Source organism: Herbiconiux oxytropis (genome assembly GCF_024979315.1).
GTDB classification, from domain to species: domain Bacteria; phylum Actinomycetota; class Actinomycetes; order Actinomycetales; family Microbacteriaceae; genus Herbiconiux; species Herbiconiux oxytropis.
Genome location: NZ_JANLCK010000010.1, coordinates 42,712 through 65,656, shown reverse-complemented (window position 1 = coordinate 65,656; position 22,945 = coordinate 42,712). Strand labels below are relative to the sequence as shown.

Genomic DNA, 22,945 nt, shown 5'->3' with positions numbered 1-22,945 from the left:
GCGGCCTAGGATTCAGTCGTGCCCTCCGAGACCCGTGCCGTCCCGCCGGTGCCTGTGGAGGAGCGCCTGTTCAGCCTCGTGCTGGCACTTCTCGCGACCGAGTCCGGCCTCACCAAGAACGAGATCCTCTCGACAGTGCAGGGCTACCGGCAGCGGTTCGAGGTGCACGGCGACAATGCGAGCCTCGAGCGCCAGTTCGAGCGCGACAAAGACGACATCCGTGAGCTCGGGGTGCCGCTGGAGACGCTCGAGGCGCCGGGCGACCCCGGCAACAACCAGAGCCTGCGCTACCGCATCCCGCGCGCGGCCTATGAGCTGCCCGCCGACATCTCGTTCTCGCCCGAGGAGATCACGCTCCTGAACCTCGCCGCCATGGCCTGGCGGGAGGGCTCGCTGTCGCGCGAGTCGCGCCGGGCGCTGCTGAAGCTGCGGTCGATCGGTGCCGACACGACCGAGCCCGTGCTGGGCTACGCCCCGCGCATCCGCACCCGCGACGCCGCGTTCGGCCCCCTCTCGGATGCACTCGCCCGGGGCCTGACCGCGACCTTCCTCTACCTCAAGCCCGGCAGCGCCGCAGCGCGGCTCCGCACGGTGCAGCCCCTCGCCCTCGTGCAGCATCAGGGCCGCTGGCACCTCAAGGCCTTCGACCAGGGCGTCGGCGAGCCGCGCACCTTCCTGCTCTCCCGCATCTCCGGCGCCGTCAAACTCGGCCGCCAGCCGCTCGAGCTCGCGCCGGGCGACTACGCCGCCGAGGCCCTCGCCGAGCTCGATGCCCTGTGGGAGGCCAACGTCGCCGAGATCGAGGTCGTGCCGGGCACGGATGCCGCGGTGCGGCTGAGCCGTCGCCGCGGAGCGAAACTCAGCGCGGATGATGTGATCTCGCTGCACTTCACCGATGCCGCGCTGCTCGCCGACGAGCTCTCGGGCTTCGGACCCGAGGTGCTCGTGCGCTCTCCCGACCACCTCGTCGAGGCCGTCAAGGCGCGACTCCGGCTGGCCGTGGACGTCAATTCCGAGGGCACCGGGGGTGACTCCGATGGCCGCTGACCGCGACCGACCGTCCAAGGCGCCTGCCGAACCGCTCGCCTTCGCCCAGGACCGCCTGACGTTCCTCCTCGCCCTCGTGCCGTACGTGCTCGATGCCGGGCGCGTGACCGTGGCCGAGGCGGCCGCGCACTTCCAGGTGACCGAGAAGCAGATTCGCGACGCCGTCTCCCTGATCGCCGTCTCCGGCGTGCCGGGGGAGACCACGCAGTACCAGCACGGCGACCTCTTCGACATCTCCTGGGACGCCTTCGACGAGCACGACGAGATCGTGATCACCCACCGGGTCGCACTCGACGACTCTCCGCGCTTCTCGGCCCGGGAGGCGGCGGCCCTCATCGCGGGGCTGCAGTACCTGCAGGCGCTGCCCGAGAACGTCGATCAGGGCGTCTACTCCTCGCTCATGGACAAGCTCGCCCGCGGAGCCTCCGAGAGCCCGAGCCAGGTCGCGATCGCCTCGAGCGACTCCACCGGCTCGCTCGCCGAGGTGCGCGACGCCCTCGCGCGCGGCGTGCGGCTCGAGTTCGACTACCTCTCGTCGAGGGGTTCCGCCGAGCGCCGCGAGGTCGACCCGCTCCGCATCGACTCCGACGACGAGAACTGGTACCTCCGCGCCTGGGACCACCTCCGCCAGGCGGTCCGCACCTTCCGGCTCGACCGGATGACCGAGGTCACCGTGACCGACCGTCCCGTCGACCAGGAGCACGGCGACCTGCCGCTCGGCGACAGCCTGTTCCAGGGCGGCGACGACGATCTCGTGGTGACCGTCGACGTCGATCCGGACGCCATGGCGCTGCTCGGCGAGTTCATGGCCGGTGTCGACACCCGCCGGCTCGAACCGGTGGGGGACCGCGTGCGCGCGCGCATCCGGGTGGCACACCTCAACGGACTCACCCGGCTGGCCGCCGCGAGACCGTCTGCCGTCACCGTCGTCGACCCACCCGAGGCCCGCGCCGCCGTGGTCGAGTGGGCGAGCCGAGCGCTCGAGCGCTACACCGCCGACAACTCCCTCTAGGCTGGACGACATGGCGTGGTGGGCGTGGCTGATCATCTGGACCGTCCTGGTCCTCGGCCTTCTCGGCATGCTCGCCTGGCTCGGCTGGCGGCTGTTCAAGAAGGGTGCCGCGGTGTTCCGCGCCCTCGAGGAGCTCGGCGACAAGGTCGCGCAGTTGAATGAGAACGTCGAGGAGCTCGCGCTCGAGCGGCCCGAGAGGGCGATCGCACTCGGCTATCCCGAGATGGCCCGCCGCCATGACCTTCACCAGGAGCGCAGGGTGCGTCTGCGGGAGGCACGCAGGGAAGCCCGACTCGCGCGGGGTAAACTACTCATCAATCCGCCGACGATCCCGACGCTAAGGAAGTAGATCCCATGTTCGCTAACCTCAACGGGTGGCACCTGGTCATCGTCCTGGTCGTCATCCTGCTTCTGTTCGGCGCGACCCGTCTTCCCGCCCTCTCCAAGAGCCTCGGCCAGTCGATGCGCATCTTCCGCAACGAGACCAAGGCCATGAAAGAGGAGAGCGCTGCCGAGAAGGCGGCGGAGACCGGCGTGGTCACGAACACGGCCGAGGGCCAGGCACCGGGCACGACCCCGGCTCCGGGAAGCACCTCGGACACCTCGAAGTCGTAGGGCCACGTGGCCGTCAAGCCACCGCGGCCCGAGCGCTCCCGTGAAGGCAGGATGTCGCTCGGCGCACACCTGATCGAGCTGCGCAAGCGCCTCTTCCTCGCCGCACTGGCGATCGTCCTCGGCAGCATCGCGGGCTTCGTCGTCTCCGACGTCGTGCTCGCGGCCATGATCCGGCCGATCTCCGAACTCGCGGCCGAGCAGGACCGCAACGCGAGCCTCAACTTCACCGACGTCTCGTCGGCGTTCGACCTGCGCATCCAGATCGCCTTCACCGTGGGCGTCGTCATCTCGTCGCCGGTCTGGCTGTACCAGCTCTGGGCGTTCGTGATGCCGGGCCTGAAGAAGAACGAGAAGCGCTATGCGATCGGCTTCGTGGCCGCCGCCGTCCCCCTCTTCCTCGCCGGCTGCGCGGCGGGCTGGTTCGTGCTGCCGCACATGGTGACCCTGCTCACGGGCTTCGCTCCCGAGGGCACCACGGCCCTGCTCACGGCACGCTCCTACTTCGACTTCGTGCTCAAGCTCGTGCTGGCCATCGGCATCGCGTTCGTGCTGCCCGTGTTCCTCGTGCTGCTGAACTTCGCCGGGGTGCTCACCGCGAAGGCCATCCTGAAGTCGTGGCGCATCGCCATCCTCGCGGTCACGCTCTTCACCGCCATCGCCACGCCCGCCGCCGACGTGATGTCGATGTTCCTCCTCGCCATCCCCATGATCGGCCTCTACTTCGCAGCCGCCGGCATCGCCTGGCTGCACGACCGGCGGGCCGCCCGGATCGCCGCCCGCATCGACCTCGAGCTGGCCGTCTGATGGCCGCCGGAGAGACGGACGAGATGCTGAGCCCCGCTGAACGGTTCGCCGCCAGCCGCAAGCGCGCTGGGCACCCGCAGGTCGAGATCTTCCGCAGCGCCCAGGCGTTCGACCTCGATCCCTTCCAGATCGAGGCCGCCGGGGCGCTGGAGGACGGCCGCAGCGTGCTCGTGGCGGCTCCGACCGGAGCGGGAAAGACCGTCGTGGCCGAGTTCGCGGTGCACCTGGCCATGCAGTCGGCGCGCGACAAGGTGTTCTACACGGCTCCGATGAAGGCGCTCTCGAACCAGAAATACAACGAGTTCGTGGCCGAATACGGCCCGGACGAGGTGGGCCTGCTCACGGGCGACACGAACGTGAACGCCGACGCCCGCATCGTGGTGATGACCACCGAGGTGCTGCGCAACATGCTCTACGCCGACTCCGATCTGCTGAGGAACCTGCGTTTCGTCGTGATGGACGAGGTGCACTACCTCGCCGACCGCTTCCGCGGCGCGGTCTGGGAGGAGGTCATCATCCACCTCCCGCAGAGCGTCAAGCTCGTCTCGCTCTCGGCCACCGTGTCGAACGCCGAGGAGTTCGGCGACTGGCTGCAGGCCGTGCGCGGCGACACCGAGGTGATCGTCTCCGAGGAGCGGCCCGTACCGCTCGACCAGCACGCGCTCGTGAAGACGAAGCTCATCGACCTGTTCGACTCCACGGGCCGCGCGGCCACGAACCGGGTGAATCCCGAGCTCGCCCAGCTCGTGCGAGGCGGGGCCTCGCTCGGGGCCGACCGCAACCGCGGCGGCTACAGCGGCGGGCGTGGGGTCGGTGGCGGCGGTCGAGGTCGGAACGGCGGTCGCGGGGGCGGGGGCGGTCGAGGCGGCTACCACCGTGGAGGGCACGACGGCTTCGAGCGGATGGACCGCCCCGACGTGGTGGCCCTGCTCGACGAGCATCGGCTGCTGCCCGCCATCTTCTTCGTGTTCAGCCGGGTCGGCTGCGACCAGGCCGTCAAGCAGGTGCTGCGCGCCGGAGTGCGCCTGACGACCGCCGAGGAACGCGACGAGATCCGCCGCATCGTCGACGACCGGTGCCGCACCCTGCTCGACGAGGATCTCGCCGTGCTCGGCTACTGGGAGTGGACCGAAGGGCTGCAGCGGGGTGTCGCCGCCCACCATGCCGGCATGCTCCCCGCCTTCAAGGAGGTCGTGGAGGAGCTCTACCAGAAGAAGCTCGTGAAGGTCGTCTTCGCCACCGAGACCCTCGCCCTCGGCATCAACATGCCCGCCCGCACGGTCGTGCTCGAGAAGCTCGAGAAGTTCAACGGCGAGGCGCGCGTGCCCATCACGGCGGGGGAGTACACCCAGCTCACCGGGCGCGCCGGCCGGCGGGGCATCGACGTCGAGGGCCATTCCGTCATCCAGTGGCGCGAGGGGCTCGACCCCCAGGAGGTCGCGTCGCTGGCCTCGCGCCGCACCTACCCCCTCAACTCGAGCTTCCGGCCCACCTACAACATGGCCGTCAACCTGATCGACCAGTTCGGGCGGTCACGGGCCCGCGAGATCCTGGAGTCGTCGTTCGCGCAGTTCCAGGCCGACCGCGCCGTGGTCGACCTGGCGCGCAAGGTTCGCCAGCAGGAGGAGTCGCTCGCGGGCTTCGAGAAGGCGATGACCTGCCACCTCGGCGACTTCCGCGAGTACGCGCGCATCCGTCGCGAGCTCACCGACCTCGAGCGCTCCGGCGCCGGTCGTGCCGACGTGACGCCGCGCGGCGAACGCGAGAAGCGGCAGCGGCAGATCGCCTCGCTCCGGCGCCAGCTCCGCTCCCATCCGGTGCACGGCTGCAAGGATCGCGAGGCGCACGCCCGCTGGGCCGAGCGATGGTTTACGCTCAAGCGCGGGACCGACAAGCTCACGCAGCAGATCCAGACCCGCACGAACGTCATCGCGAAGGTCTTCGACCGCGTCACCGACGTGCTGCTCGGCCTCGACTACCTGCAGAACGACGAGCACGGCGTCACGACCCTCACCCGCCAGGGCCACACCCTCAAGCGCATCTACGGCGAACGAGACCTCCTCGTGGCCGAGTGCATCCGCCGCAAGGTCTGGCACGAGCTCGACGCCGCCTCGCTCGCGGCGATCGCCTGCACTCTCGTCTACGAGCCCCGCCGAGACGACGGCGACTCCTCGGATCGCTACCTGCCCCGCGGCGCCTTCCGCAAGGCGCTCGACGAGACCCAGACGCTCTGGGCCACGATCGACGACGTCGAGCGCGACCACCGGCTCCCGGGCTCCGAGCCGGTCTCGACCGGCCTGGCGACGGCCATGCACCGCTGGGCGCAGGGCGCTGGACTCGATGAGGTGCTGATGCTCGCCGACATGGCGGCGGGCGACTTCGTGCGCTGGACGAAGCAGACCATCGACCTGCTCGACCAGCTGCAGGGCACTCCGGATGCGCACCTCGCCACGACGGCCCGCGCGGCCATCGACGTGGTGCGGCGCGGCATCGTGGCCTACTCGTCGGTGGCGTGAGCGTGAGCGATCCCGCCTTCCGGGCCCTTTCTGCGCCTCGGCTCCCTCGGGCCGCCGGCGCCTTCGTGCGCCCGCTGCTCCCGCTCTGGCTCGCGGTGCTCGCTGCCGTCGGGGCCGGCCTCGCCTTCGACGCCGGGTTCCCCGACAAGGGCTGGTGGCCGCTCACCCTGCTCGGCACCGGCATCGTGCTCGTCGCGCTGATCGGTCGGCGCGCCGGGAGCGCCCTGCTCGTGGGCTTCGTGGCCGGCTCGACCTTCTGGGGCACCCACATCATCTGGCTCACCCTCTACCTCGGCCCCCTGCCCTGGATCGGGCTGACGGGCTTCGAGGCCGTGTACTTCGCCCTCGGCGCCCTGCTCATCGCGCTCGTGTACCGGCGAGCCGACCGCGCCTGGCCGAGCCGCACGGGCCGCCTGCTCGTGGTCCCGCTCGTCGTCGCCGGACTCTGGACCCTCCGCGAGGGGCTGAACGCGATCTTCCCCTACGGCGGCTTCTCCTGGGGGAGGGTCGCGATGTCGCAGTCGCAGAGCCCGTTCACCGACCTCGTGGCCTGGGTCGGCATGGCGGGCCTCAGCTTCGTGCTCGTCTGGCTCGTCGCCTTCCTCATCCAGCTCGTCCGCGAGCACGGTCTGCCCCGCTCCACCCGCGCTTTCACCGCCGGCATCGCGGTGGCCGCCACCCTCGGCGTCCCCGCCTGGCCCGCGCTCACCGAGGGCACCTCGCGCATCGCCGCCGTGCAGGGCAACTCGGATGCCGGGCTCTTCGCCGTGCACGCCCCGGGCGACATCCTGAGCGACCACGTCTCGGCCTCGATGCCACTGGCGTCGGAGCAGGGCCTCGACGTCGTGGTGTGGCCCGAGAACGCCTCGGATCTCGATCCGGCGCGGTCGCCGCTCGCCGCGGAGTCGCTCGATGCCGTGAGCGAGCTGCTGGGAGGCGTGCCGGTCGTGGCCGGCACCATCCAGGCCAGGGGCGATGAGGTCTTCAACACGTCGCTGCTCTGGGAGGACGGCGGGATCGCCGACTTCTACGACAAGCGCCACCCTGTGCCGTTCGCCGAGTGGATGCCCAACCGGGAGTTCTTCCGCCCGTTCGCACCGGACCTGATCGACCTGGTGAGCCGCGACTACAGCTTCGGCACCACCGACCTCACCTTCGACATCGACGGGCTGATCGCCGGCATCTCGATCTGCTTCGACATCACCGACGACGCCGTCATGCGCGCCATGGCGGCCGAGGGCGCCCAGGTCGTGCTCGCGCAGACCAACAACGCCGACTTCGGGCAGACAGACGAGAACCTCCAGCAGCTCGCGATCGCGCGACTGCGGGCGGTCGAGTTCGGCCGGTCGGTGGTGAACATCTCCACGGTGGGCACGAGCGAGATCATCGCGCCCGACGGCAGCCGGATCGTCGGGATCCCGGCCTACGAGGCCGGCTCGATGGTGGCGGATGTGCCCCTGGCCACCCTGCAGACTCCGGCGGCGATCGCGGGCTTCCAGATCGAGTGGCTGGTCGCGGGCTTCGGGCTGATCGGCCTCGCGGTGGCCCTCACGACGAGAGCGCCGCCCCGCCCGAAGGCGGAACGGCGCTCCTGACGCGCCGTGGACCGGTGCTCAGGCGCCGATCTTCTGTGTGCCGCGACGGGCGCGCAGGTAGGTCAGGCGCTCCTCGAGCAGCTCCTCGAGCTCGGCGCGCGTGCGCCGTTCGAGCAGCATGTCCCAGTGGCTGCGCGGTGTCTTCGCGTCGGCACGGTCGACGGTCATGGGCTCCGAACCCACCATCAACGTCGCCTCCCGACTGCAGAACTTGCATTCCCAGATCTCGGGGGCTTCGGCCTCGGCCGAGAACACCATCTCGGTGTCACGGCCACAAGTCGCGCATCGGTACGTGTACGTGGTTCGGGGCGAAAAAACGACGCCCTCCTCGCTCTGAAGGCTTTGTGCGCCCAGACGCATTCCGCGCAAACTGCGATCTGCCATTGTGTGGTCTCCTCTCGCGTTGCTTCCAACGTTATAAACCGTCCGGTGGGTGCATTCCTTTCCGATCCGTGCTATTGCCAGTAGTCTCCCAGCGATCGGCGCCAGCCCCAATCAGGGGGGTGTGCGCACGAGCTCGAGCATCAGGTCGACGCGGTCGGTGACGATGCCGTCGGCGCCGTTCTCGAGCAGGTGACGGGCCTCGTCCGGGTCGTTGATCGTCCAGACGTGCACCTCGACGCCCGCCGCGTGCAGCCTCCGCACGGTGCGGGGAGTGGTGGTGCGGATGCGCCAGATCCGCTGCGGGATCTGCACCGCGTCGACGTGCCGCAGCAGGAGCCGGGCGAGGGGCACGAGCCCGATCTTCGCCGCGAGGAGGGCCGGCACGAACTCCCGGGCCGAGGCGGACGCTGCGACCTGCTTCTCGGAGATCCGGCTGCCCAGCGGTCGTTGCTCGAGCAGGTCGACGGTTGCCCGGCGCCGCTTCGTCGAGAACGACGTGATGAGCACCCGATCGAGCGCTCCCGCGGCGAGGATGGCCGCCGCGGCCGGCGCGGCCGCATCCTCCGCCTTGATGTCGATGTTGAATCGGGTCTCCGGATGCGCCGAGAGCACCTCGGCGAGGGTCGCGAACCGCCCGCCCCCGCCCAGGTCGACCTCGCGGAGCTCGGCGAGCGTGAGGTCGGCGATGCGGTCGGATCGGCCGGCCACCCGGTCGAGAGTGGGATCGTGCACCGCCACGGCGATGCCGTCGGCCGTGGCGTTGACATCGGTCTCGATGTAGGCGGCACCCGCGGAGATGGCCTTCTCGAACGCCGCGATCGTGTTCTCCGGCACCTCGAGCGCCAGTCCCCGATGGGCGAGGATGCGCGGAGTCGCCGGAGCGAACCAGCCGCCGCCGGCCCTCCCCGCCGACTCGCCCGGGTCAGCCCTGCGGCGTCGTGCCACTCTCGCCCGCCTTCGGGGTGCCCCGATCGCCGAACGCCTGTCCGATGCCCTTCAGCGCCTCGGTGAGCTCGCTCGGGATGACCCAGAGCTTGTTCGCCGAACCCTCCGCGATCTTCGGCAGCGTCTGCAGGTACTGGTAGGCCAGCAGCATGCTGTCGGGCTCACCCTTGTGGATGGCGCTGAACACGGTCGTGATGGCCTCCGCCTCGCCCTGGGCGCGCAGCACCTGGGCCTGCGCATCTCCCTCGGCGCGGAGGATCTCGCCCTGCCGGTGCCCCTCGGCCTCGAGGATCGCCGACTGCTTCGTGCCCTCGGCGGTGAGGATGACGGCACGGCGCTCGCGCTCGGCGCGCATCTGCTTCTCCATCGAGTCCTGGATCGACGCGGGCGGGTCGATGGCCTTGAGCTCGACCCGCGACACGCGGATGCCCCACTTGCCCGTGGCCTCGTCGAGCACGATCCGGAGCTGGCCGTTGATCTCGTCGCGGCTCGTCAGAGCCTCCTCGAGGTTGAGGCCACCCACCACGTTGCGGAGGGTCGTGGTGGCGAGCTGCTCGACAGCGCCGAGGTAGTTGGAGATCTCGTACGTCGCCGCCCGCGCATCCGTGACCTGGAAGAAGACGACGGTGTCGATCGAGACCACCAGGTTGTCCTCGGTGATGACCGGCTGCGGCGGGAACGAGACGACCTGCTCGCGCATGTCGATGAGCGGGCGCAGGCGGTCGATGAAGGGCACGAGGATGTTCAGGCCCGGCATGAGCGTCTTGTGGTAGCGGCCCAGCCGCTCGACCACGCCGGCGCGTGCCTGCGGGATGATCCGCACGGATCGGGCGACCACCACCAGCACGAAGATGACGATGATGATCACGACGATCACCAGGATGACCTGGCCCACGGTGTCGTTCACGGTGCCTCCTTGGTCGGGGTTTCGGTGAGGGGGACGGCGGCGGGCACGACCAGTGCCGTGGCTCCGTCGATGGCGGTGACGAGCACGCGCTCACCGCGCTGCAGGTCTCGGCGTTCGGTGTGCGGCGAGACCCTGGCGGTCCAGGTGTCGCCGTTGGAGAGCTTCACGTGGCCGGCCGATCCGGTGACCTGGTCGATCACGAGGCCCTCGAGGCCGAGGAGGGCGTCGACGTTGCTCTTCGCCGGGTCTCCACCCCGCTTCAGCAGCTTCAGCAGCGGCGGCCGCAGGGTGAGGATGAGCAGCAGCGACAGGATCGCGGCGACCACCACCTGCACGTACCAGGGCGCTCCGAAGGCTCCGGCGATGAGGCCGCCGAGGCTCCCGATGGCGATCATCAGGAAGGTGAACTCGAGCGTCAGCATCTCGATCACCACGAACAGCAGGATCAGCCCCAGCCAGAAGATCCAGGCGTACGAGTCGAGGAATTCGAGCATCGTCGGTCTCCTCTCGCATTCGATCGGCGTGCCTCGACGCTAGCAGGGTTCGGCACCGTGCCGGAGGGAGCAACGGCTACTTGGTAGTCTCGGGTGGTCATCCGATCCACGAGGAGCTCTCTGTGTCCACTTCATCAGCCACCCCCCTCGCCGCCGGTTCGCTGAGCGGCAAGCGCGCCCTGGTCACGGGCTCCTCGCGCGGCATCGGCGCCGACACGGTCGGGTACCTCGCCGAGGCCGGCGCCTCCGTCGTGATCAACTACCGCAACAAGGAGGCGCGGGCGGCGAAGCTCGCGAACTCCATCCGAGAAGCCGGCGGGAACGCGATCGTCGTGGGCGCCGACCTCACCGACAGCGACTCGGTCGCCGCGATGTTCGACACCGTGCAGGCCGAGCTCGACGGACTCGACATCCTCGTCATGAACGCCTCGGGCGGCATGGAGAGCGGTATGGCCGAGGACTACGCCATGAAGCTCAACCGCGATGCCCAGGTCGACGTGCTGACCGCGGCCCTGCCGCTGCTCGCACCTGGTTCGCGTGTCGTGTTCGTCACGAGCCACCAGGCGCACTTCATCGCCACCACGCCCACGATGCCGGAGTACGAGCCCGTCGCGCTCTCCAAGCGCGCAGGTGAGGACGCACTGCGGGCCATGACCCCGCGTCTCGAGGAGGCTGGCATCGGTTTCGTCGTGGTCTCGGGCGACATGATCGAGGGCACCATCACGGCCACGCTCCTCGAGCGCGCCAACCCGGGCGCGATCGGCGCCCGCAAGGAGGCGGCCGGCCGGCTCTACAACGTGAGCGAGTTCGCGGCCGAGGTCGCGGCCGCCGCGGTCGACCCCATCCCGGCGAACCACACCCGCTACGTCGGCGACGTCTCGGGCTTCACGCCCGTCCCCGGCGAGTAGCCGGAGCCCGGTCCGTGAGCGGTGAAGCGGATGCGGCGACGCCGGACGGCGCCATCATCCTGAAGTCGCGCGTGCTGCTGCTCGACCGCGACGGGCACGCGCTGCTGTTCTTCACGCGCGCCGACGTGCCGTCGAACCCCACCCGGTGGCTGACGCCCGGCGGTCACCTCGACCCGGGGGAGGACCATCTCGATGCGGCCGTGCGCGAGCTCTTCGAGGAGACGGGACTCACGGTGCCGCCGTCGTCGCTCGGCACGCCGTTCTGGTCGCGCGACTTCACGGCATCGCCGGCACCCGGAGTGCAGCGCGACTACCACGAGGAGTGGTACCGGCTCGTGGTCGACCGGTTCGACCCCGTCGACACCAACTGGACCGACGACGAACGGGTCGACGTGCTCGAGTGGCGGTGGTGGAGCCTCTCGGCGATCCGCGGAACGGCCGACTCCGTGGAGCCGGCCGTTCTGGCGGAGCTGCTCGCGCAGTCGCTCTGAGCTGTCGCAGGTCGCTCGCCTGCCGCTAGGCGACGGACTTCTTGGTGCGCCCGAGCATGATCGCCGTGATGGCCGCCATGATGCCCGTGACGATGAGCATGATGCCGGTGAAGAGCACCAGGATGCCGATCGACTCGAGCGGCAGGAAGATCACGATGATGCCGGCGACCACCGAGATCACACCGAGGATCGTGCCGAACCACTGCGAGGAGTCCTTGGCGGTCTCGATCACAGCGAGCACGCCCTCGAGGATCCAGGAGAAGCCGATCACGAGCGCCAGGGCGACGAGCGCGACGACCTCGTTGCGGATGGCGACGACGCCCGCGACGATGAGCAGCACGCCGAGGATGATGTTGAGCGCACGCATGCCGCCCGAGACGCCCTTGTTCACGATGCCGGCGACGACGCGCACGAGTCCCACGATCCAGAAGTAGATCGCGAAGAACAGGGCGATCGTGAACACGATCGCATCCGGGTTGTTGAACGACAGCACGAGCACGACGATGCCGAGCACGAGTGAGAGGATCGCGCGGATCCACAGCCCGGCTTTGAGCCAACGGCCGGCGGCGGCGGTGATGTCGCCCTCGAAGAGCCAGAAGCCCGTCGGGTTGATCGTGGGTGTGGTCATGGTGTTGCCCCCTTGCGAGCCGCCTCACGGCGAGGCGGTCTGTCGCAGACAATCTAGCGCCACTTATGAGCGCGGTGGGAAAGTGCCGGGAGCATGTTGCGGGCGCCTGGCGATGTCGGGCGCCGCACATATCCTGAGTCGAGCAATCGTCACCTTCGGGGGTGCGGGCAGAAAGCAGTCATGTCATCAGCATCATCGTGGCGGGTCGCGGGTGTCGCGATCCCGTTGGTCGTCGTCGCGCTCCTCGCGGGGTGCGCGGGGGAGCCGGGGGCGGCGCCGTCGTCGTCATCGCCGCCGAGCCCGCTCGAGCCCTACTACTCGGCGCTCTACGGCAGCGGCTCGGAGGAGGAGCAGGCGGCGCAGAACGCCGCGATCCAGGATGCGGTGGCCGCGTGCATGAAGGAAGAGGGCTTCTCCTACACGCCAGACCCGTCCCTGGGTTCGGCGTCGTTCAGCACGGAGGACATGGAGATCCCGTGGGGGAGCGAGGAGTTCGCGACGACCTACGGGTACGGGGTCTCGACAGGCGCGTTCGACGAGATGAGCGGATCGGGGGAGTACGAGGACCCGAACCAGGACTACATCGACTCCTTGAGCCCGGGGGAGCAGGCCGCCTACGGCACGGCGCTGTGGGGTGCCCCGCCCGAGGCGCTCGATTCCGCCGGCTCGACCGGCTCGACCGATGAACCCTCGGTCGATGTCTCCGCCGACTACGACTGGAAGCAGGCGGGCTGCATGGGGGCGGCTCAGCACGAGTTCGGCGACACCGGTTCGATGGATCCGGAGTTCGCATCGCTCGTAGAGGAGATGGGCGCGATCTGGATGGAGGCGCGCGAGATCCCCGCCGTGATCGCGGCGGAGAAGGCGTGGTCGGACTGCCTGGCCTCGGCCGGCTTCCCCGGCTACGAGAAGAAGGACGATCCGGTCAACGACTTCAACGAGCGCTTCAACGAGCTGCAGGAAGCCGGGTCGCCCGAGGACTCGGGCTCGGGCTCGGGCTCGGGCTCGGCCGACGATGACGGGGCCCCCGACCCGGTCGCGCTCGACGAACTGAAGAACGAGGAGATCGCGACAGCCACGGCCGACTTCGCGTGCGGAGAGTCGACGGGCTACACCGACACCATCGAGACAGAGCAGCTGGCCCGCGAACAGGCTTTCGTCGATGAGCACCGCGAAGCCCTCGACGCCCTCCTGGCCCGTCACGGCGGTGAGTGACGGATGCGCGTCATGACTGCGAGCCGGCTCGCGGCGATCCCACTGCTCCTCGTACCGATCCTCTGCGGCTGCACCGACCCGGGCGGCGCCCCGCCGGCGTCGGCGCCTACGCCTACGCGTGCGTCCGCGTCTGCGTCCGCCGATGCGGGGCCGCTCGATCCGTACTTCTCCGTCTTCTACGGACGTGAGTCGGAGGAGGAGAAGGAAGCACGAGACGTCGCCCTGCAGAACGCCGCAGCGGCGTGCATGAAGAAGGAGGGGTTCGAGTACCAACCTGACTTCCGCTCCACGGCGGGTGGCGAGCTCGCCATCCCCTTCGGTACCGAGGAGTTCGCCCGCACCTACGGCTACGGCATCTCGAGCGGCGCATTCCAGTTCACCGATCCCGGCGCGAGTGCCGATCCCAACCAGGCGTACGTGGAGTCGCTCAGCGAGGAGGAGCGATCGGCGTACGACGAGGCACTCTGGGGCCTCCCGCAGGGCTCGGGGGCGGAGGTCGCCTCCGGCGGGGATTCCGCCGACGAGTCCCACCAGTACGAATGGTCGGAGGGTGGCTGCATGGGCGCCGCCGACCACGAACTCGGATCAGGACCGGAGCCGGACGACCCCCAGCTCCAGTCCCTGCTGATGCTCCTCGAGCGCGAGTACGACAAGGCCGAGGCGGCTCCGGCCGTTCTCGCGGCCGAGGAGGCCTGGTCGGACTGCATGGCGGAGGCCGGGCACGCCGAGTACGAAAGGAGGGACGAGGCCGCCAGCGACTTCGACCATCGGTACGGCGAGCTGCTCGGCCCGGACGGGGAGGAACCCGACCCCGCCGCACTCGACGCGCTGCAGTCTGAGGAGATCGCCGTGGCGACCGCCGACTTCGAGTGCTCCCGCGACGACGGATACGCCGAAGCGCTGGCCGCCGAGCAGCTCAAGGTGGAGCAGGTGTTCGTGGACACCCACCGGGAGGAACTCGATGCGCTCGTCGCGCGGCTCGGATCCTGAGCGGCCGAGGCCACATCGATCTGGAGCGGGGAGTCCTCGAGCGGAGAGGTCGCGAGCGGAGAGGTCGCGAGCGGAGAGGTCGCGAGCGGAGCAGCCCAGAGCGGAGCGCCCGAGACCGTCGGCTCCCGGAAGCCGGCTGCGCGGGCCCCGGCTCGTGGCGGTGATCGCTGTCGTGGCCGTGGTGGCTCTCGGGGCCGGGGTCGCGCTCAGCCGGTTCGTGGTGTCTCCCGCCGAGCTGGCGGCCGCGGCCAGGCCGCCGGAAGCGGGGCCCGTGACGGCGCCGATCGAACGCCGGGTCATCCAGAACACGGTCACCACACGGGCCGACGTCGCGTACGCCGACGCGGTCGACGTGAAAGTCGACACCACGGGCCTCAGCGGTCCGGCGGTCGTGACCGGGCGCGTGCCTGAGGTCGGCAGCACGCTCGACGCCGGATCGGTTGCACTCGAGGTGGCCGGGCGGCCGCTCCTCGTGCTGCCCGGAGCGCTGCCGGCGTACCGTTCGCTGCGGGCCGGGCTCTCGGGGCCGGACGTGCTCCAGCTCAAGGCCGCCCTCGCCGGCGTCGGCCTCGATGCCGGAGACACGACGTCGGATGCCTACGACGCCGCGACCGCCGCGGCCGTCGGCGAGCTCTACCGGCGGGCGGGCTATCCGCCGCCCGGATCGGGCCCTGAGGTGGAGCAGCAGCTCGCCGGTGCCCGGTCGGCGGTGCGCAGCGCCGAGGCCGCCGTGGAGCAGGCCGGCGCGGCGGTGTCGACGGCCGCCGCAGGGCCATCCATGGCGGCTCGGGTCGAGGCCGACAACCAGGTGCGCGAGGCTCAGCGGGCGCTGGCCGCGGCCGTGGACGCCGTCCCGCGGGAAGACTCCCTGGTCGCGCGACTCGAAGACGAGCTCGCGCTCGCCTTCGCACGACGCGACGAGCTCCTGGAACCACCCCGGACGAGTGCCGAACAGGCGAGTCTGGCAGCGGCCGAGGAGCAGCTCGACGACGCCAGGGCCGCCCTCGTCCGCGCCGAGGAGGAGGCGCTCACCGGCCTGCCCTCGGCGGAGGTCGTCTACCTCACGTCCCTTCCACGCAGAGTGGATGCCGTGACTGCGGAGCGGGGGAGCGTCACGACGGGTGCGGCGCTCTCGGTCTCCGGTGCGGAGCTCGTGCTTCAGGGCTCGGCGTCCGCCGCCGACGCCGAACTGCTCGCCCCCGGTGCGGCGGCGACCTTCGAGGGTGCCGACGGGGTCGAGCATCCGGCCACCGTCGCCTCCGTCGCGGCTCAGAAGGAGGGGAGCGGAGCAGACGACTCGGCAGAGAGTGCGGCCGGCGGCAAGCGCTTCGACGTGGTCCTCACGCCGGGCGAGCTGACGGATCAGGAACGCGAGTCCCTGAAGGGCAGCAACGTGCGCGTGGGCATCCCGGTGCAGTCGACCGACGGCGAGGTTCTCGCGGTGCCCGTCGTGGCGCTCACCGCGGGGCCCGGGGGAGAGGCGCGGATCGAGCTCGTGCCGGACGAAGACGGATCCGGCGATTCTCCCGCGAGCGCCGGCAGCGGTGGGAGCGGATCCGCTCTCGTCGAGGTGGAGGCGGGTCTCTCCGCGGGCGGGTTCGTCGAGATCCGCTCGCCCGACCCGCGGGTGCGCGCGGGCGCGAGGGTGGTGGTCGGCCGATGACGATCGTCGAGGCACGGGCCGACCAGGCGGCACCGCTGGTGGAGCTGCGAGGTGTGGGCCGCTCGTTCGGCTCCGGCCGTGCGGTCACGGCCCTCAGCGGCATCGACCTGCAGCTGCCCTCCGGAGACTACGTGGCCATCACGGGACCGTCCGGGGCGGGGAAGTCGACGGCCCTCAACATCCTGGGGCTCCTCGATCGGCCGAGCACGGGGGAGTACCTGTTCGACGGCCTGCCGACCGCAGCTCTCGACGACAGGCGGAGGTCGGGGCTGCGCGGTTCGGGGATCGGCTTCGTGTTCCAGTCGTTCCATCTGCTGCCCACGCGCACGGTGCGGGAGAACGTGATGCTCGCCTTCACCTACGGCGGAATCCCGCGGCACGAGCGCTCGATCCGAGCCAGGACCGCGCTCGAGCGGGTGGGGCTCGGGCATCGTCTCGAGGCGTTCCCGGCCACGCTCTCGGGTGGCGAGCGGCAACGCGTGGCGATCGCCCGAGCCGTCTGCACCGATCCGCGGCTGCTGCTCGCCGACGAACCCACGGGCAACCTCGACCGCGCCAACGCCGACGCCGTCCTGGCGCTCTTCGACGACCTCCACGCCGACGGCCTCACCATCGTCGTGATCACCCACGACCCCGAGGTGGCTTCGCGTGCCCGGCGCCGCGTGGTCATCACAGACGGCCGGCTCAGCGAGATCGCCCGATGACGGCCAGGAGGAGGCATGATCTGCGGATCGGCCCACGGCTATCCGGCGGGGCGGCATCGTCGAGGGCAGCCCGGTTCGACCTCCGGGATCTGGCCGCCGAAGTGCTCGAGGGCGTGGGCGCCCGGCCGCTTCGGCTGTTCGTGAGCCTTCTCGGCACCGTCGTGGGCATCGGCGCGCTCGTGCTCACGGTGGGCCTCGGGCAGACCGCCGGGGGTCAGCTCGACGCGCACTTCGACCGCGTGGCGGCCGAGCATGCCGAGATCACCCCGCAGAAGAAGCAGGGCGCCGACGGCGAGGAGCGCGCTGCCGCAGCGCTGCCCGACGACTCGGCCGATCGGGTGCGGCGGCTGGCGGGGGTGCTCGCGGCGGCCACCCTCACCGCGCTCCCCACGGAGGGCCTCCGGGTGAGCGCCGTCCCCGTCCACGATCCTTCGGAGCCCGAGACGACCCCGCCGCCGGTCTACGCCAGCTCGGGCGAGCTGGTCGAGGCGATCGGGGCCCATCTCGTGGCGGGTCGCGCGTTCGACGCGGGCCACGACGCGCGAGGTGACCGGGTGGCGATCCTGGGCTCCGATGCTGCGGCGACCCTCGGCATCCGGCGCCTGGAGGCGCAGCCCTCCGTCTTTCTCGGCGACCGCAGCTACACGGTCATCGGCATCCTGGGGGAGTCGGTCACCGAGGCGCACCTCGCAGGAGCCGTGGTCATCCCCACGGGTGCGGCCCGCCGCGATTTCCCCTCCGTCCCTCCCGATCTCGTCGCTCTGCACCTCGACAGCGCCGCCGGCGAGCTCGTCTCGCGGCAGGCACCCATCGCCCTCGACCCGAACGAGCCCGACGTCTTCACCGTCGCGGCGCCCAGCCGTCCGACCGCCCTGCAGAACGAGGTGGGAGACGACCTCGACATCGTCTTCCTCGCCATCGGCCTCATCACCCTGCTGGCCGGCGGTCTCGGCATAGCGAACGTGACCACGCTGAGCGTCTCCGAACGCACGGGCGAGATCGGCCTGCGCCGTGCTCTCGGGGCCACGCGCCGGCAGATCGGGGCGCAGTTCGTGCTGGAATCCGTGGTCGTGGGCGCACTCGGGGGAGTCATCGGGGTGGCGCTGGCGGTGCTCGCGATCGTGGCGGTCTCGGCGCTCCGAGGCTGGACACCGGTGCTCGACCTCCCGCTGGCCTTCGGCTGCGCGGGGCTGGGCGCGGTGGTGGGCCTCACCGCGGGCGCTTATCCCGCCGCGAAGGCCGCGCGCACAGAGCCCGCCGATGCCCTGCGCTCGTCGTGAGCGCTACTCTGATGCCGGGGTGAGCCATGAAGACCGATTTCAAGAAATCTCTCGACTGCTACCGGCCGGGCAAGCCCGGGGCGTTCCGGGTACTCGAGGTGCCCGAACTCACCTACCTAGCCATCGACGGCTACGGCGATCCCAATTGCGCGCCGGAGTACGCTTCAGCCCTCGAGGCCCTCTATCCGCTGGCTTACAAGCTCAAGTTCATGAGCAGAGCTCAGCTTGATCGCGACTATGTGGTCATGCCGCTGGAAGGCCTCTGGACAGCCGACGACATGACGACGTTCACCACGGCTCGGGACAAGTCGGCCTGGGCATGGACCCTGCTGATGATGGTACCGGACTGGATCACGCAGTCGATGCTCGACGAAGCCCGCGACGTCATTATGTCAACAGCTTCTTCGGCAGCGGTGGGGCGGGCAGCGGAGCTGTTGCGATTGCAGACGCTGCAGGAACAGACCTGCGTGCAGACCCTGCACGTCGGGAGCTACGACGACGAGGCCGCCATCCTCCAGCAGCTCCACGACGAGGTCATCCCAGGCCTCGGCTACCGGATGCGCGGCCTCCACCACGAGATCTACCTCAGTGACGCCCGCCGCGTCGAACCAGCCCGCCTCCGCACCCTTCTCCGCCAGCCGGTGACGCGCTGATAATGCACATTATGTCAAGTGAAACGAGCAATATCGCATCTGATGCACGCCCCGGCCTTATCCCGCCGATAGCCTTCGGACATGCCTGATTACACGGCCCTACCTACCCTGCAGCACTTTGTGTTGGAGGAACGCTGGGTGCTTGCGATCCTCGCGCGACCGGGCTCGCTCGAGATCGACATCGATCTCGTGTTTGCCCGGGATCACCCCGAACTGCTTCCTCCGCGCCAGGGTGAGCATTTTTACAGTCGTCTCGGCACGATCCGATTCTCGGAGGTCTCGTCCCTGAATTGGACGGAGCAAGGCACTCCTGCCGCGGTCGATGCCTCTGGTCAGCGCGATCGAGGCAGCGTCGATCGATGCCGTTCACACAGGGCCACTCTGAACTCAGAGTTTCGTGCGTCTCCCCATCGTGGTCGAGATTGTCGATTACACACCCACTGATCTAATCATGCGTTTAATGCAAATATCTTGCAACTGATACACGAATTTTGGCGGTGATGATGGTTGTCGAGGCCGCGCTGAGCGCGAGGTTCCGCCGCTACCGTGACGAGCTCGCCCTCTCCCCCGGCCTCGACTTCCACTCGCTGCGCCGCTCCTACGTCACGCATCTGATCGAGGACGGCTACGACGCCCTCTTCGTCCAGCGGCAAGTCGGCCACGAATACGCCTCGACCACTGGCCTCTACACCTCCGTCTCCAGCGACTACCGCACCCGCACACTCCGCCGCGTGCTCGACCAGACCATCACCGACGCCCTCAACCGGAAGGCCCCCACACCATGACCCGCGCCGTCGACTACCAGTGGCACCTCGCTGAACTCATGGCCCGCAACGCCATGCACAACACCACCGACCTCGCTTCCCACCTCACCGAACGCGGAATCACCTTGTCGGCCTCGCAGGTTTATCGCCTCGTCACCAACCGACCCGAACGCATCTCGCTACCGATCCTCTCGGCGCTCTGCGACATCTTCCACTGCACCCCCGCCGAACTCATCACCGTCGCGGCAGAGAACGCGAAGCCGCTAAGAAGATCGTGAACTCCGACGTCATCGACCTCAACACCCAGGCCCGCCCACGACGGGCACGCGTCGTCCGCGATGACTAACCAGCAGCCAAGGCCGGTCGAACGACGAGGCCGACCCCGCTCGACCGGGAACCTGCACTGCGACCGTTGCGGCCGCGGCCGCAACAGGATCGCCGCCCGCTGGCCCGACGGGGATCTCTGCGGGATCTGCTTCGCCACCGCCACCCACACCCGCGGAGCCTGTCCCGGATGCGGCGCCGACCGGATGATGCCCGGACTCGACACGCAGCGTCGGAGCATCTGCGTTGACTGCGCCGGCATTCCCGCCCAGTTCCACTGCGAGACCTGTCACGAAGAACGACCCCGCTAGCGCAGAGGAACCTGCGCCCGCTGCAGCCTCCGCGTCGACCTCGAAGATCTCCTCACGCCCGAGGGCACCGCGAAGTCGACCGGGACCGCGCTCTTGGAAGCGCTCGTCACTGCCGACCGCCCCGAGAGCATCATCACCTGGATGCGACACCTCGGCGTGATCGACGTCCTCACACAGCTCGGTAACGGCACCCTCGCCCCCACCCACAAAGCCCTCGACGCCCTCCGTCCCGGCCGCCACATCGAGCACATTCGCGCCATCCTCGTCGACACCGGGCAACTGCCGCCCCGAGACGATGCCCTCGCCCGCTTCGAACGCTGGCTCGACGACAAACTCGCTCCGATCACCGACGCCACAATGCGCCGCCCGATCGAACTGTTCGCCCGCTGGCATCACCTCCGCAGCATTCGGAAACGATCGTCCGCGGGCACCACCAGCCAGGACGCAACCCACAACGCGAAACAAGAGATCACCGCAGCAATCACCTTCCTCACCTGGCTCAAGGACGACGCCAATCACACGCTTGCCACCTGCACCCAGAGATCCGGAACTGTCTCGACAACACAACTATCCCGGTCTCGACGCGAGTTGCGGCCCTGCTCCTTCCGCTCTTCGCGCAACCGCTCTCACGCGTCTGCTCACTCACGACCACCGCCGTCCAAAGGGAGCAGAACGGCATGATCATCATCGTCGACGCTCAGCCGGTCGAACTCCCGGCGCTCTTCGCCACCCTGATCGAACAGCACCTCGCCGACCGCTCACCGGCCAACGAGAAGCACCGGCCACTCCCCTGGCTCTTCCCCGGAGGCAAGGCCGGCCACCACATCACCCACAGCTATCTGCTCACCCAGATCCGCGAACTCGGCCTGAACCCACTCGCCAACCGAAACCGAGCCCTCGACGACCTCGTCACCACCAAGCCCGCACCACTCGTCGCTGACCTCTTCGCCTATAGCGACCAAGTCACCACGAAACACGCCAACGAGAACGCCGTCGAGTTCGCCACCTACGCCAGCCGGCGGGAATAGCTCCAGATCGAATCTTGCTCGCTACCAGCACGACGGCCGGTCAGCGAGGACGCGAAGGAACTCCCCCCAGCGCGTCAGCGTCAGCTCCAGAGTCGAATTCACCCAGCCGCGCATCGAAGGCCGGCGTGCCGACGAGCTTGATCTCGACCCGAAGAATGTGATGGATGCCGCCTTGGTGGACCTTCGGAACGAGCGACACGATCGCCTACGCCGACCTCATCCCCGTCATCGACGGCGGCATCACCCTGGACACCTTCGACGATGGGCGGATGCGCAACGGGATCTGGCGCGCCCACACCCTCGTCCCCGGCCGGCCCTGCATGGCCTGCATCGGCCAACTCGTGCCCGGGGACGTCGCCCTCGACAAACTCGAACTCCTCGACGACTTCGAGTACATCATGGGCGCCAACCGGGAGGCGCCTTCCCGACAGAACGTCGCAGCGCTGTCGGCGAGCGTCAGCAGCGCGCTGCTGGCACAGTTCGTCAGCCTCACCGCCCACCCCGGCCGCCGCGGCGTGCCGGCACCGCTGCGCTACATCCTCTCCACCCACCTCCTCGAACACTCCCCCGCGATCTCCGGGCCCTACTGCCCCTACGAGAACGCAACCACGACCGGCGACCGGCGTACACCCATCGCCGAACACCGCGACGACTGGCGCACCACCGTCGCCACCCGCGCGGCAAAGAAGCGCCCGCTCCGGCTTCGTGCCCTCGGCAAGCTGGAGGAATTCGTGCAGCGGGCGATCAACCGCACCGTCGGATAAACCGTCTGGGAGTGGTGCCGCCTGCCGCGCCCCCCTTCCACGATCAGGCTGACGGACGACCAGGGACTCTCGTCTCGAGAATCTAGAGATTCACGAGACACCCGGGGCGGGAAAATCCACCACTCGCCTCTCTTTTTGAACCGCAGCGCTGAATGGCCAAGTTTCGCAGTGTGCTACTTGGATTAGTTCACTGGCTGGGACTGATCGAGGACAAGAATTCTTCGAAAACGTCCTCCATTCGGAATTCTTCCTTGTCGTATAACCACTGGATCTCAAGGCCGTCGAGGATTGCTACGAAGGTGAAAGCGAGAGCGCGCGGTGTCATCGAGGTGTTGAGAAGCCCCTCGGCGGCCATTTCTATGAAGCGCTGCTCGTAGTAGCCACGGAACATGCGGTAGCGCGTTTTGAAGTATTCGTGGGCGGGATGAGCTGAGGAGGTCGCTTCGGCCGAAAGCGAGGCATGTAGGGCGGCAAGCCCCGGTTCAAGCTCGTTAGCGACGACCGCTTCGAGCATCGAGCGAACCGCACCCTCAGGGGTGTTGCCGAGACGCTCCGCTGCCGCGCGAGTAAGAGCCGTGCTCCGTTCATCACGGTATTCAAGAACCGCGACCAGGAGCGACTCCTTGTTCTGGAAATGATGGAGCAGGCCGGTATGACTCATCCCGGCGCGGGCAGCGATGTCCTTCATGGTGGCGCCGTAGAAGCCCACCTGACCAAATTCCTCGATGCACGCATCGAGGATCTTCTGTCGGATGGCAGCACTCTTGGCGTAGCTCCGTCGCGGAGGTGTAGCCCGAACGGTTGTTGTCACGAATGCTCCTGTCCGTCGATTTGGCCAGGTCTCCGGCGGCGACCCTGATCGACCCTATCCGAAAAAGTCGTAACGCAATTCGAGATTCGTGT

The 22,945-nt window shown here is 69.1% G+C and carries 26 protein-coding genes; 20 read left to right on the top strand and 6 right to left on the bottom strand.

Annotated features, from left to right (window positions below; genetic code table 11):
- The first annotated feature begins 18 nt into the window (after positions 1 to 18).
- The 7 genes from N1028_RS15975 to lnt are packed head-to-tail and all read left to right on the top strand — an operon-like array spanning position 19 to position 7,589.
- Entirely contained in the window at positions 19 to 1,047 is a 1,029-nt protein-coding gene (locus N1028_RS15975; protein ID WP_259530386.1) for a helix-turn-helix transcriptional regulator, read from the top strand.
- The gene (locus N1028_RS15970) at positions 1,037 to 2,059 is read left to right on the top strand and encodes a helix-turn-helix transcriptional regulator (protein ID WP_259530385.1); all 1,023 of its coding nucleotides are present in this window, start codon (positions 1,037 to 1,039) and stop codon (positions 2,057 to 2,059) included. Before N1028_RS15975 ends, N1028_RS15970 begins: the two co-directional genes overlap by 11 nt.
- A gap of 10 nt (positions 2,060 to 2,069) precedes the next feature.
- Positions 2,070 to 2,408 carry a hypothetical protein gene (locus N1028_RS15965; RefSeq protein WP_259530384.1) on the top strand — a complete coding sequence of 113 codons (339 nt, stop codon included), beginning with the start codon at positions 2,070 to 2,072 and terminating at the stop codon, positions 2,406 to 2,408.
- 5 nt (positions 2,409 to 2,413) lie between these two features.
- Positions 2,414 to 2,674, top strand: a complete 261-nt coding sequence (tatA, locus tag N1028_RS15960) for a Sec-independent protein translocase subunit TatA (protein WP_259530383.1) — start codon at positions 2,414 to 2,416, stop codon at positions 2,672 to 2,674.
- Between the two features lie 51 nt (positions 2,675 to 2,725).
- Positions 2,726 to 3,478 carry a twin-arginine translocase subunit TatC gene (gene tatC / locus N1028_RS15955; protein WP_259530382.1) on the top strand — a complete coding sequence of 251 codons (753 nt, stop codon included), beginning with the start codon at positions 2,726 to 2,728 and terminating at the stop codon, positions 3,476 to 3,478.
- Between the two features lie 23 nt (positions 3,479 to 3,501).
- Positions 3,502 to 5,994, top strand: a complete 2,493-nt coding sequence (locus N1028_RS15950; RefSeq protein ID WP_259530381.1) for a DEAD/DEAH box helicase — start codon at positions 3,502 to 3,504, stop codon at positions 5,992 to 5,994.
- A gap of 2 nt (positions 5,995 to 5,996) precedes the next feature.
- Positions 5,997 to 7,589, top strand: coding sequence for an apolipoprotein N-acyltransferase (gene lnt, locus N1028_RS15945; RefSeq protein WP_259530380.1), 1,593 nt, complete (start codon positions 5,997 to 5,999; stop codon positions 7,587 to 7,589).
- An 18-nt stretch (positions 7,590 to 7,607) separates the two neighbouring features.
- Here lnt and N1028_RS15940 read toward each other — a convergent pair whose 3' ends face one another.
- From N1028_RS15940 to N1028_RS15925, 4 genes are all read right to left on the bottom strand, one after another.
- On the bottom strand, positions 7,608 to 7,973 hold the full coding sequence (locus tag N1028_RS15940; protein ID WP_259530379.1) for an RNA polymerase-binding protein RbpA: 366 nt from the start codon (positions 7,971 to 7,973) through the stop codon (positions 7,608 to 7,610).
- Between the two features lie 111 nt (positions 7,974 to 8,084).
- On the bottom strand, positions 8,085 to 8,918 hold the full coding sequence (locus N1028_RS15935; RefSeq protein ID WP_259530378.1) for a glycerophosphodiester phosphodiesterase family protein: 834 nt from the start codon (positions 8,916 to 8,918) through the stop codon (positions 8,085 to 8,087).
- Positions 8,896 to 9,825: an SPFH domain-containing protein gene (locus N1028_RS15930; RefSeq protein WP_259530377.1), complete on the bottom strand. Its 930-nt coding sequence runs from the start codon at positions 9,823 to 9,825 to the stop codon at positions 8,896 to 8,898. Before N1028_RS15930 ends, N1028_RS15935 begins: the two co-directional genes overlap by 23 nt.
- Positions 9,822 to 10,319: an NfeD family protein gene (locus N1028_RS15925; protein ID WP_259530376.1), complete on the bottom strand. Its 498-nt coding sequence runs from the start codon at positions 10,317 to 10,319 to the stop codon at positions 9,822 to 9,824. The genes N1028_RS15930 and N1028_RS15925 overlap by 4 nt, the downstream gene beginning before the upstream one ends.
- 122 nt (positions 10,320 to 10,441) lie before the next feature.
- On the opposite strand from N1028_RS15925, the gene N1028_RS15920 reads away from it, so the two are divergent.
- Positions 10,442 to 11,227, top strand: coding sequence for an SDR family oxidoreductase (locus tag N1028_RS15920; protein ID WP_259530375.1), 786 nt, complete (start codon positions 10,442 to 10,444; stop codon positions 11,225 to 11,227).
- Between the two features lie 14 nt (positions 11,228 to 11,241).
- The gene (locus N1028_RS15915) at positions 11,242 to 11,718 is read left to right on the top strand and encodes an NUDIX hydrolase (protein WP_259530374.1); all 477 of its coding nucleotides are present in this window, start codon (positions 11,242 to 11,244) and stop codon (positions 11,716 to 11,718) included.
- Between the two features lie 25 nt (positions 11,719 to 11,743).
- Here N1028_RS15915 and N1028_RS15910 read toward each other — a convergent pair whose 3' ends face one another.
- Positions 11,744 to 12,346 (bottom strand): HdeD family acid-resistance protein, encoded by a 603-nt coding sequence (locus tag N1028_RS15910; protein WP_259530373.1) that lies wholly within the window; start codon positions 12,344 to 12,346, stop codon positions 11,744 to 11,746.
- Between the two features lie 180 nt (positions 12,347 to 12,526).
- On the opposite strand from N1028_RS15910, the gene N1028_RS15905 reads away from it, so the two are divergent.
- The 11 genes from N1028_RS15905 (at position 12,527) to N1028_RS15855 (ending at position 22,042) form a co-directional block, all read left to right on the top strand.
- Positions 12,527 to 13,561, top strand: a complete 1,035-nt coding sequence (locus N1028_RS15905; protein ID WP_259530372.1) for a hypothetical protein — start codon at positions 12,527 to 12,529, stop codon at positions 13,559 to 13,561.
- 12 nt (positions 13,562 to 13,573) lie between these two features.
- A complete protein-coding gene (locus tag N1028_RS15900; RefSeq protein WP_259530371.1) occupies positions 13,574 to 14,551 on the top strand; it encodes a hypothetical protein in 978 nt (325 codons plus the stop codon).
- Positions 14,552 to 14,711: 160 nt separating this feature from the next.
- Positions 14,712 to 16,214, top strand: a complete 1,503-nt coding sequence (locus N1028_RS15895; RefSeq protein WP_259530370.1) for an efflux RND transporter periplasmic adaptor subunit — start codon at positions 14,712 to 14,714, stop codon at positions 16,212 to 16,214.
- Complete coding sequence (locus tag N1028_RS15890; RefSeq protein ID WP_259530369.1) at positions 16,211 to 16,918, top strand: ABC transporter ATP-binding protein; 708 nt, start codon at positions 16,211 to 16,213, stop codon at positions 16,916 to 16,918. Before N1028_RS15895 ends, N1028_RS15890 begins: the two co-directional genes overlap by 4 nt.
- Positions 16,915 to 18,198 (top strand): ABC transporter permease, encoded by a 1,284-nt coding sequence (locus N1028_RS15885; RefSeq protein WP_259530368.1) that lies wholly within the window; start codon positions 16,915 to 16,917, stop codon positions 18,196 to 18,198. Before N1028_RS15890 ends, N1028_RS15885 begins: the two co-directional genes overlap by 4 nt.
- A 26-nt stretch (positions 18,199 to 18,224) precedes the next feature.
- Complete coding sequence (locus N1028_RS15880) at positions 18,225 to 18,851, top strand: GyrI-like domain-containing protein (protein WP_259530367.1); 627 nt, start codon at positions 18,225 to 18,227, stop codon at positions 18,849 to 18,851.
- A 500-nt stretch (positions 18,852 to 19,351) separates the two neighbouring features.
- Entirely contained in the window at positions 19,352 to 19,636 is a 285-nt protein-coding gene (locus tag N1028_RS15875; RefSeq protein ID WP_259530366.1) for a tyrosine-type recombinase/integrase, read from the top strand.
- Positions 19,633 to 19,893, top strand: a complete 261-nt coding sequence (locus N1028_RS15870; protein WP_259530365.1) for a helix-turn-helix domain-containing protein — start codon at positions 19,633 to 19,635, stop codon at positions 19,891 to 19,893. The genes N1028_RS15875 and N1028_RS15870 overlap by 4 nt, the downstream gene beginning before the upstream one ends.
- Positions 19,894 to 20,343: 450 nt before the next feature.
- The gene (locus N1028_RS15865; protein WP_259530364.1) at positions 20,344 to 20,931 is read left to right on the top strand and encodes a hypothetical protein; all 588 of its coding nucleotides are present in this window, start codon (positions 20,344 to 20,346) and stop codon (positions 20,929 to 20,931) included.
- On the top strand, positions 20,928 to 21,278 hold the full coding sequence (locus N1028_RS15860) for a hypothetical protein (protein ID WP_259530363.1): 351 nt from the start codon (positions 20,928 to 20,930) through the stop codon (positions 21,276 to 21,278). The genes N1028_RS15865 and N1028_RS15860 overlap by 4 nt, the downstream gene beginning before the upstream one ends.
- A gap of 164 nt (positions 21,279 to 21,442) precedes the next feature.
- A complete protein-coding gene (locus N1028_RS15855) occupies positions 21,443 to 22,042 on the top strand; it encodes a hypothetical protein (RefSeq protein ID WP_259530362.1) in 600 nt (199 codons plus the stop codon).
- Positions 22,043 to 22,229: 187 nt separating this feature from the next.
- Here N1028_RS15855 and N1028_RS15850 read toward each other — a convergent pair whose 3' ends face one another.
- Positions 22,230 to 22,853, bottom strand: coding sequence for a TetR/AcrR family transcriptional regulator (locus N1028_RS15850; RefSeq protein ID WP_259530361.1), 624 nt, complete (start codon positions 22,851 to 22,853; stop codon positions 22,230 to 22,232).
- Positions 22,854 to 22,945 lie beyond the last annotated feature (92 nt).

Coding starts and splice junctions, on each gene's coding strand:
- N1028_RS15970 (WP_259530385.1), top strand. CDS start 1,037: ATGGCCGCTGACCGCGACCGACCGTCCAAGGCGCCTGCCGAACCGCTC.
- N1028_RS15965 (WP_259530384.1), top strand. CDS start 2,070: ATGGCGTGGTGGGCGTGGCTGATCATCTGGACCGTCCTGGTCCTCGGC.
- tatA (WP_259530383.1), top strand. CDS start 2,414: ATGTTCGCTAACCTCAACGGGTGGCACCTGGTCATCGTCCTGGTCGTC.
- tatC (WP_259530382.1), top strand. CDS start 2,726: ATGTCGCTCGGCGCACACCTGATCGAGCTGCGCAAGCGCCTCTTCCTC.
- N1028_RS15950 (WP_259530381.1), top strand. CDS start 3,502: ATGCTGAGCCCCGCTGAACGGTTCGCCGCCAGCCGCAAGCGCGCTGGG.
- N1028_RS15940 (WP_259530379.1), bottom strand. CDS start 7,973: ATGGCAGATCGCAGTTTGCGCGGAATGCGTCTGGGCGCACAAAGCCTT.
- N1028_RS15925 (WP_259530376.1), bottom strand. CDS start 10,319: ATGCTCGAATTCCTCGACTCGTACGCCTGGATCTTCTGGCTGGGGCTG.
- N1028_RS15910 (WP_259530373.1), bottom strand. CDS start 12,346: ATGACCACACCCACGATCAACCCGACGGGCTTCTGGCTCTTCGAGGGC.
- N1028_RS15905 (WP_259530372.1), top strand. CDS start 12,527: ATGTCATCAGCATCATCGTGGCGGGTCGCGGGTGTCGCGATCCCGTTG.
- N1028_RS15900 (WP_259530371.1), top strand. CDS start 13,574: ATGACTGCGAGCCGGCTCGCGGCGATCCCACTGCTCCTCGTACCGATC.
- N1028_RS15890 (WP_259530369.1), top strand. CDS start 16,211: ATGACGATCGTCGAGGCACGGGCCGACCAGGCGGCACCGCTGGTGGAG.
- N1028_RS15885 (WP_259530368.1), top strand. CDS start 16,915: ATGACGGCCAGGAGGAGGCATGATCTGCGGATCGGCCCACGGCTATCC.
- N1028_RS15880 (WP_259530367.1), top strand. CDS start 18,225: ATGAAGACCGATTTCAAGAAATCTCTCGACTGCTACCGGCCGGGCAAG.
- N1028_RS15875 (WP_259530366.1), top strand. CDS start 19,352: ATGATGGTTGTCGAGGCCGCGCTGAGCGCGAGGTTCCGCCGCTACCGT.
- N1028_RS15870 (WP_259530365.1), top strand. CDS start 19,633: ATGACCCGCGCCGTCGACTACCAGTGGCACCTCGCTGAACTCATGGCC.
- N1028_RS15860 (WP_259530363.1), top strand. CDS start 20,928: ATGATCATCATCGTCGACGCTCAGCCGGTCGAACTCCCGGCGCTCTTC.
- N1028_RS15855 (WP_259530362.1), top strand. CDS start 21,443: ATGCCGCCTTGGTGGACCTTCGGAACGAGCGACACGATCGCCTACGCC.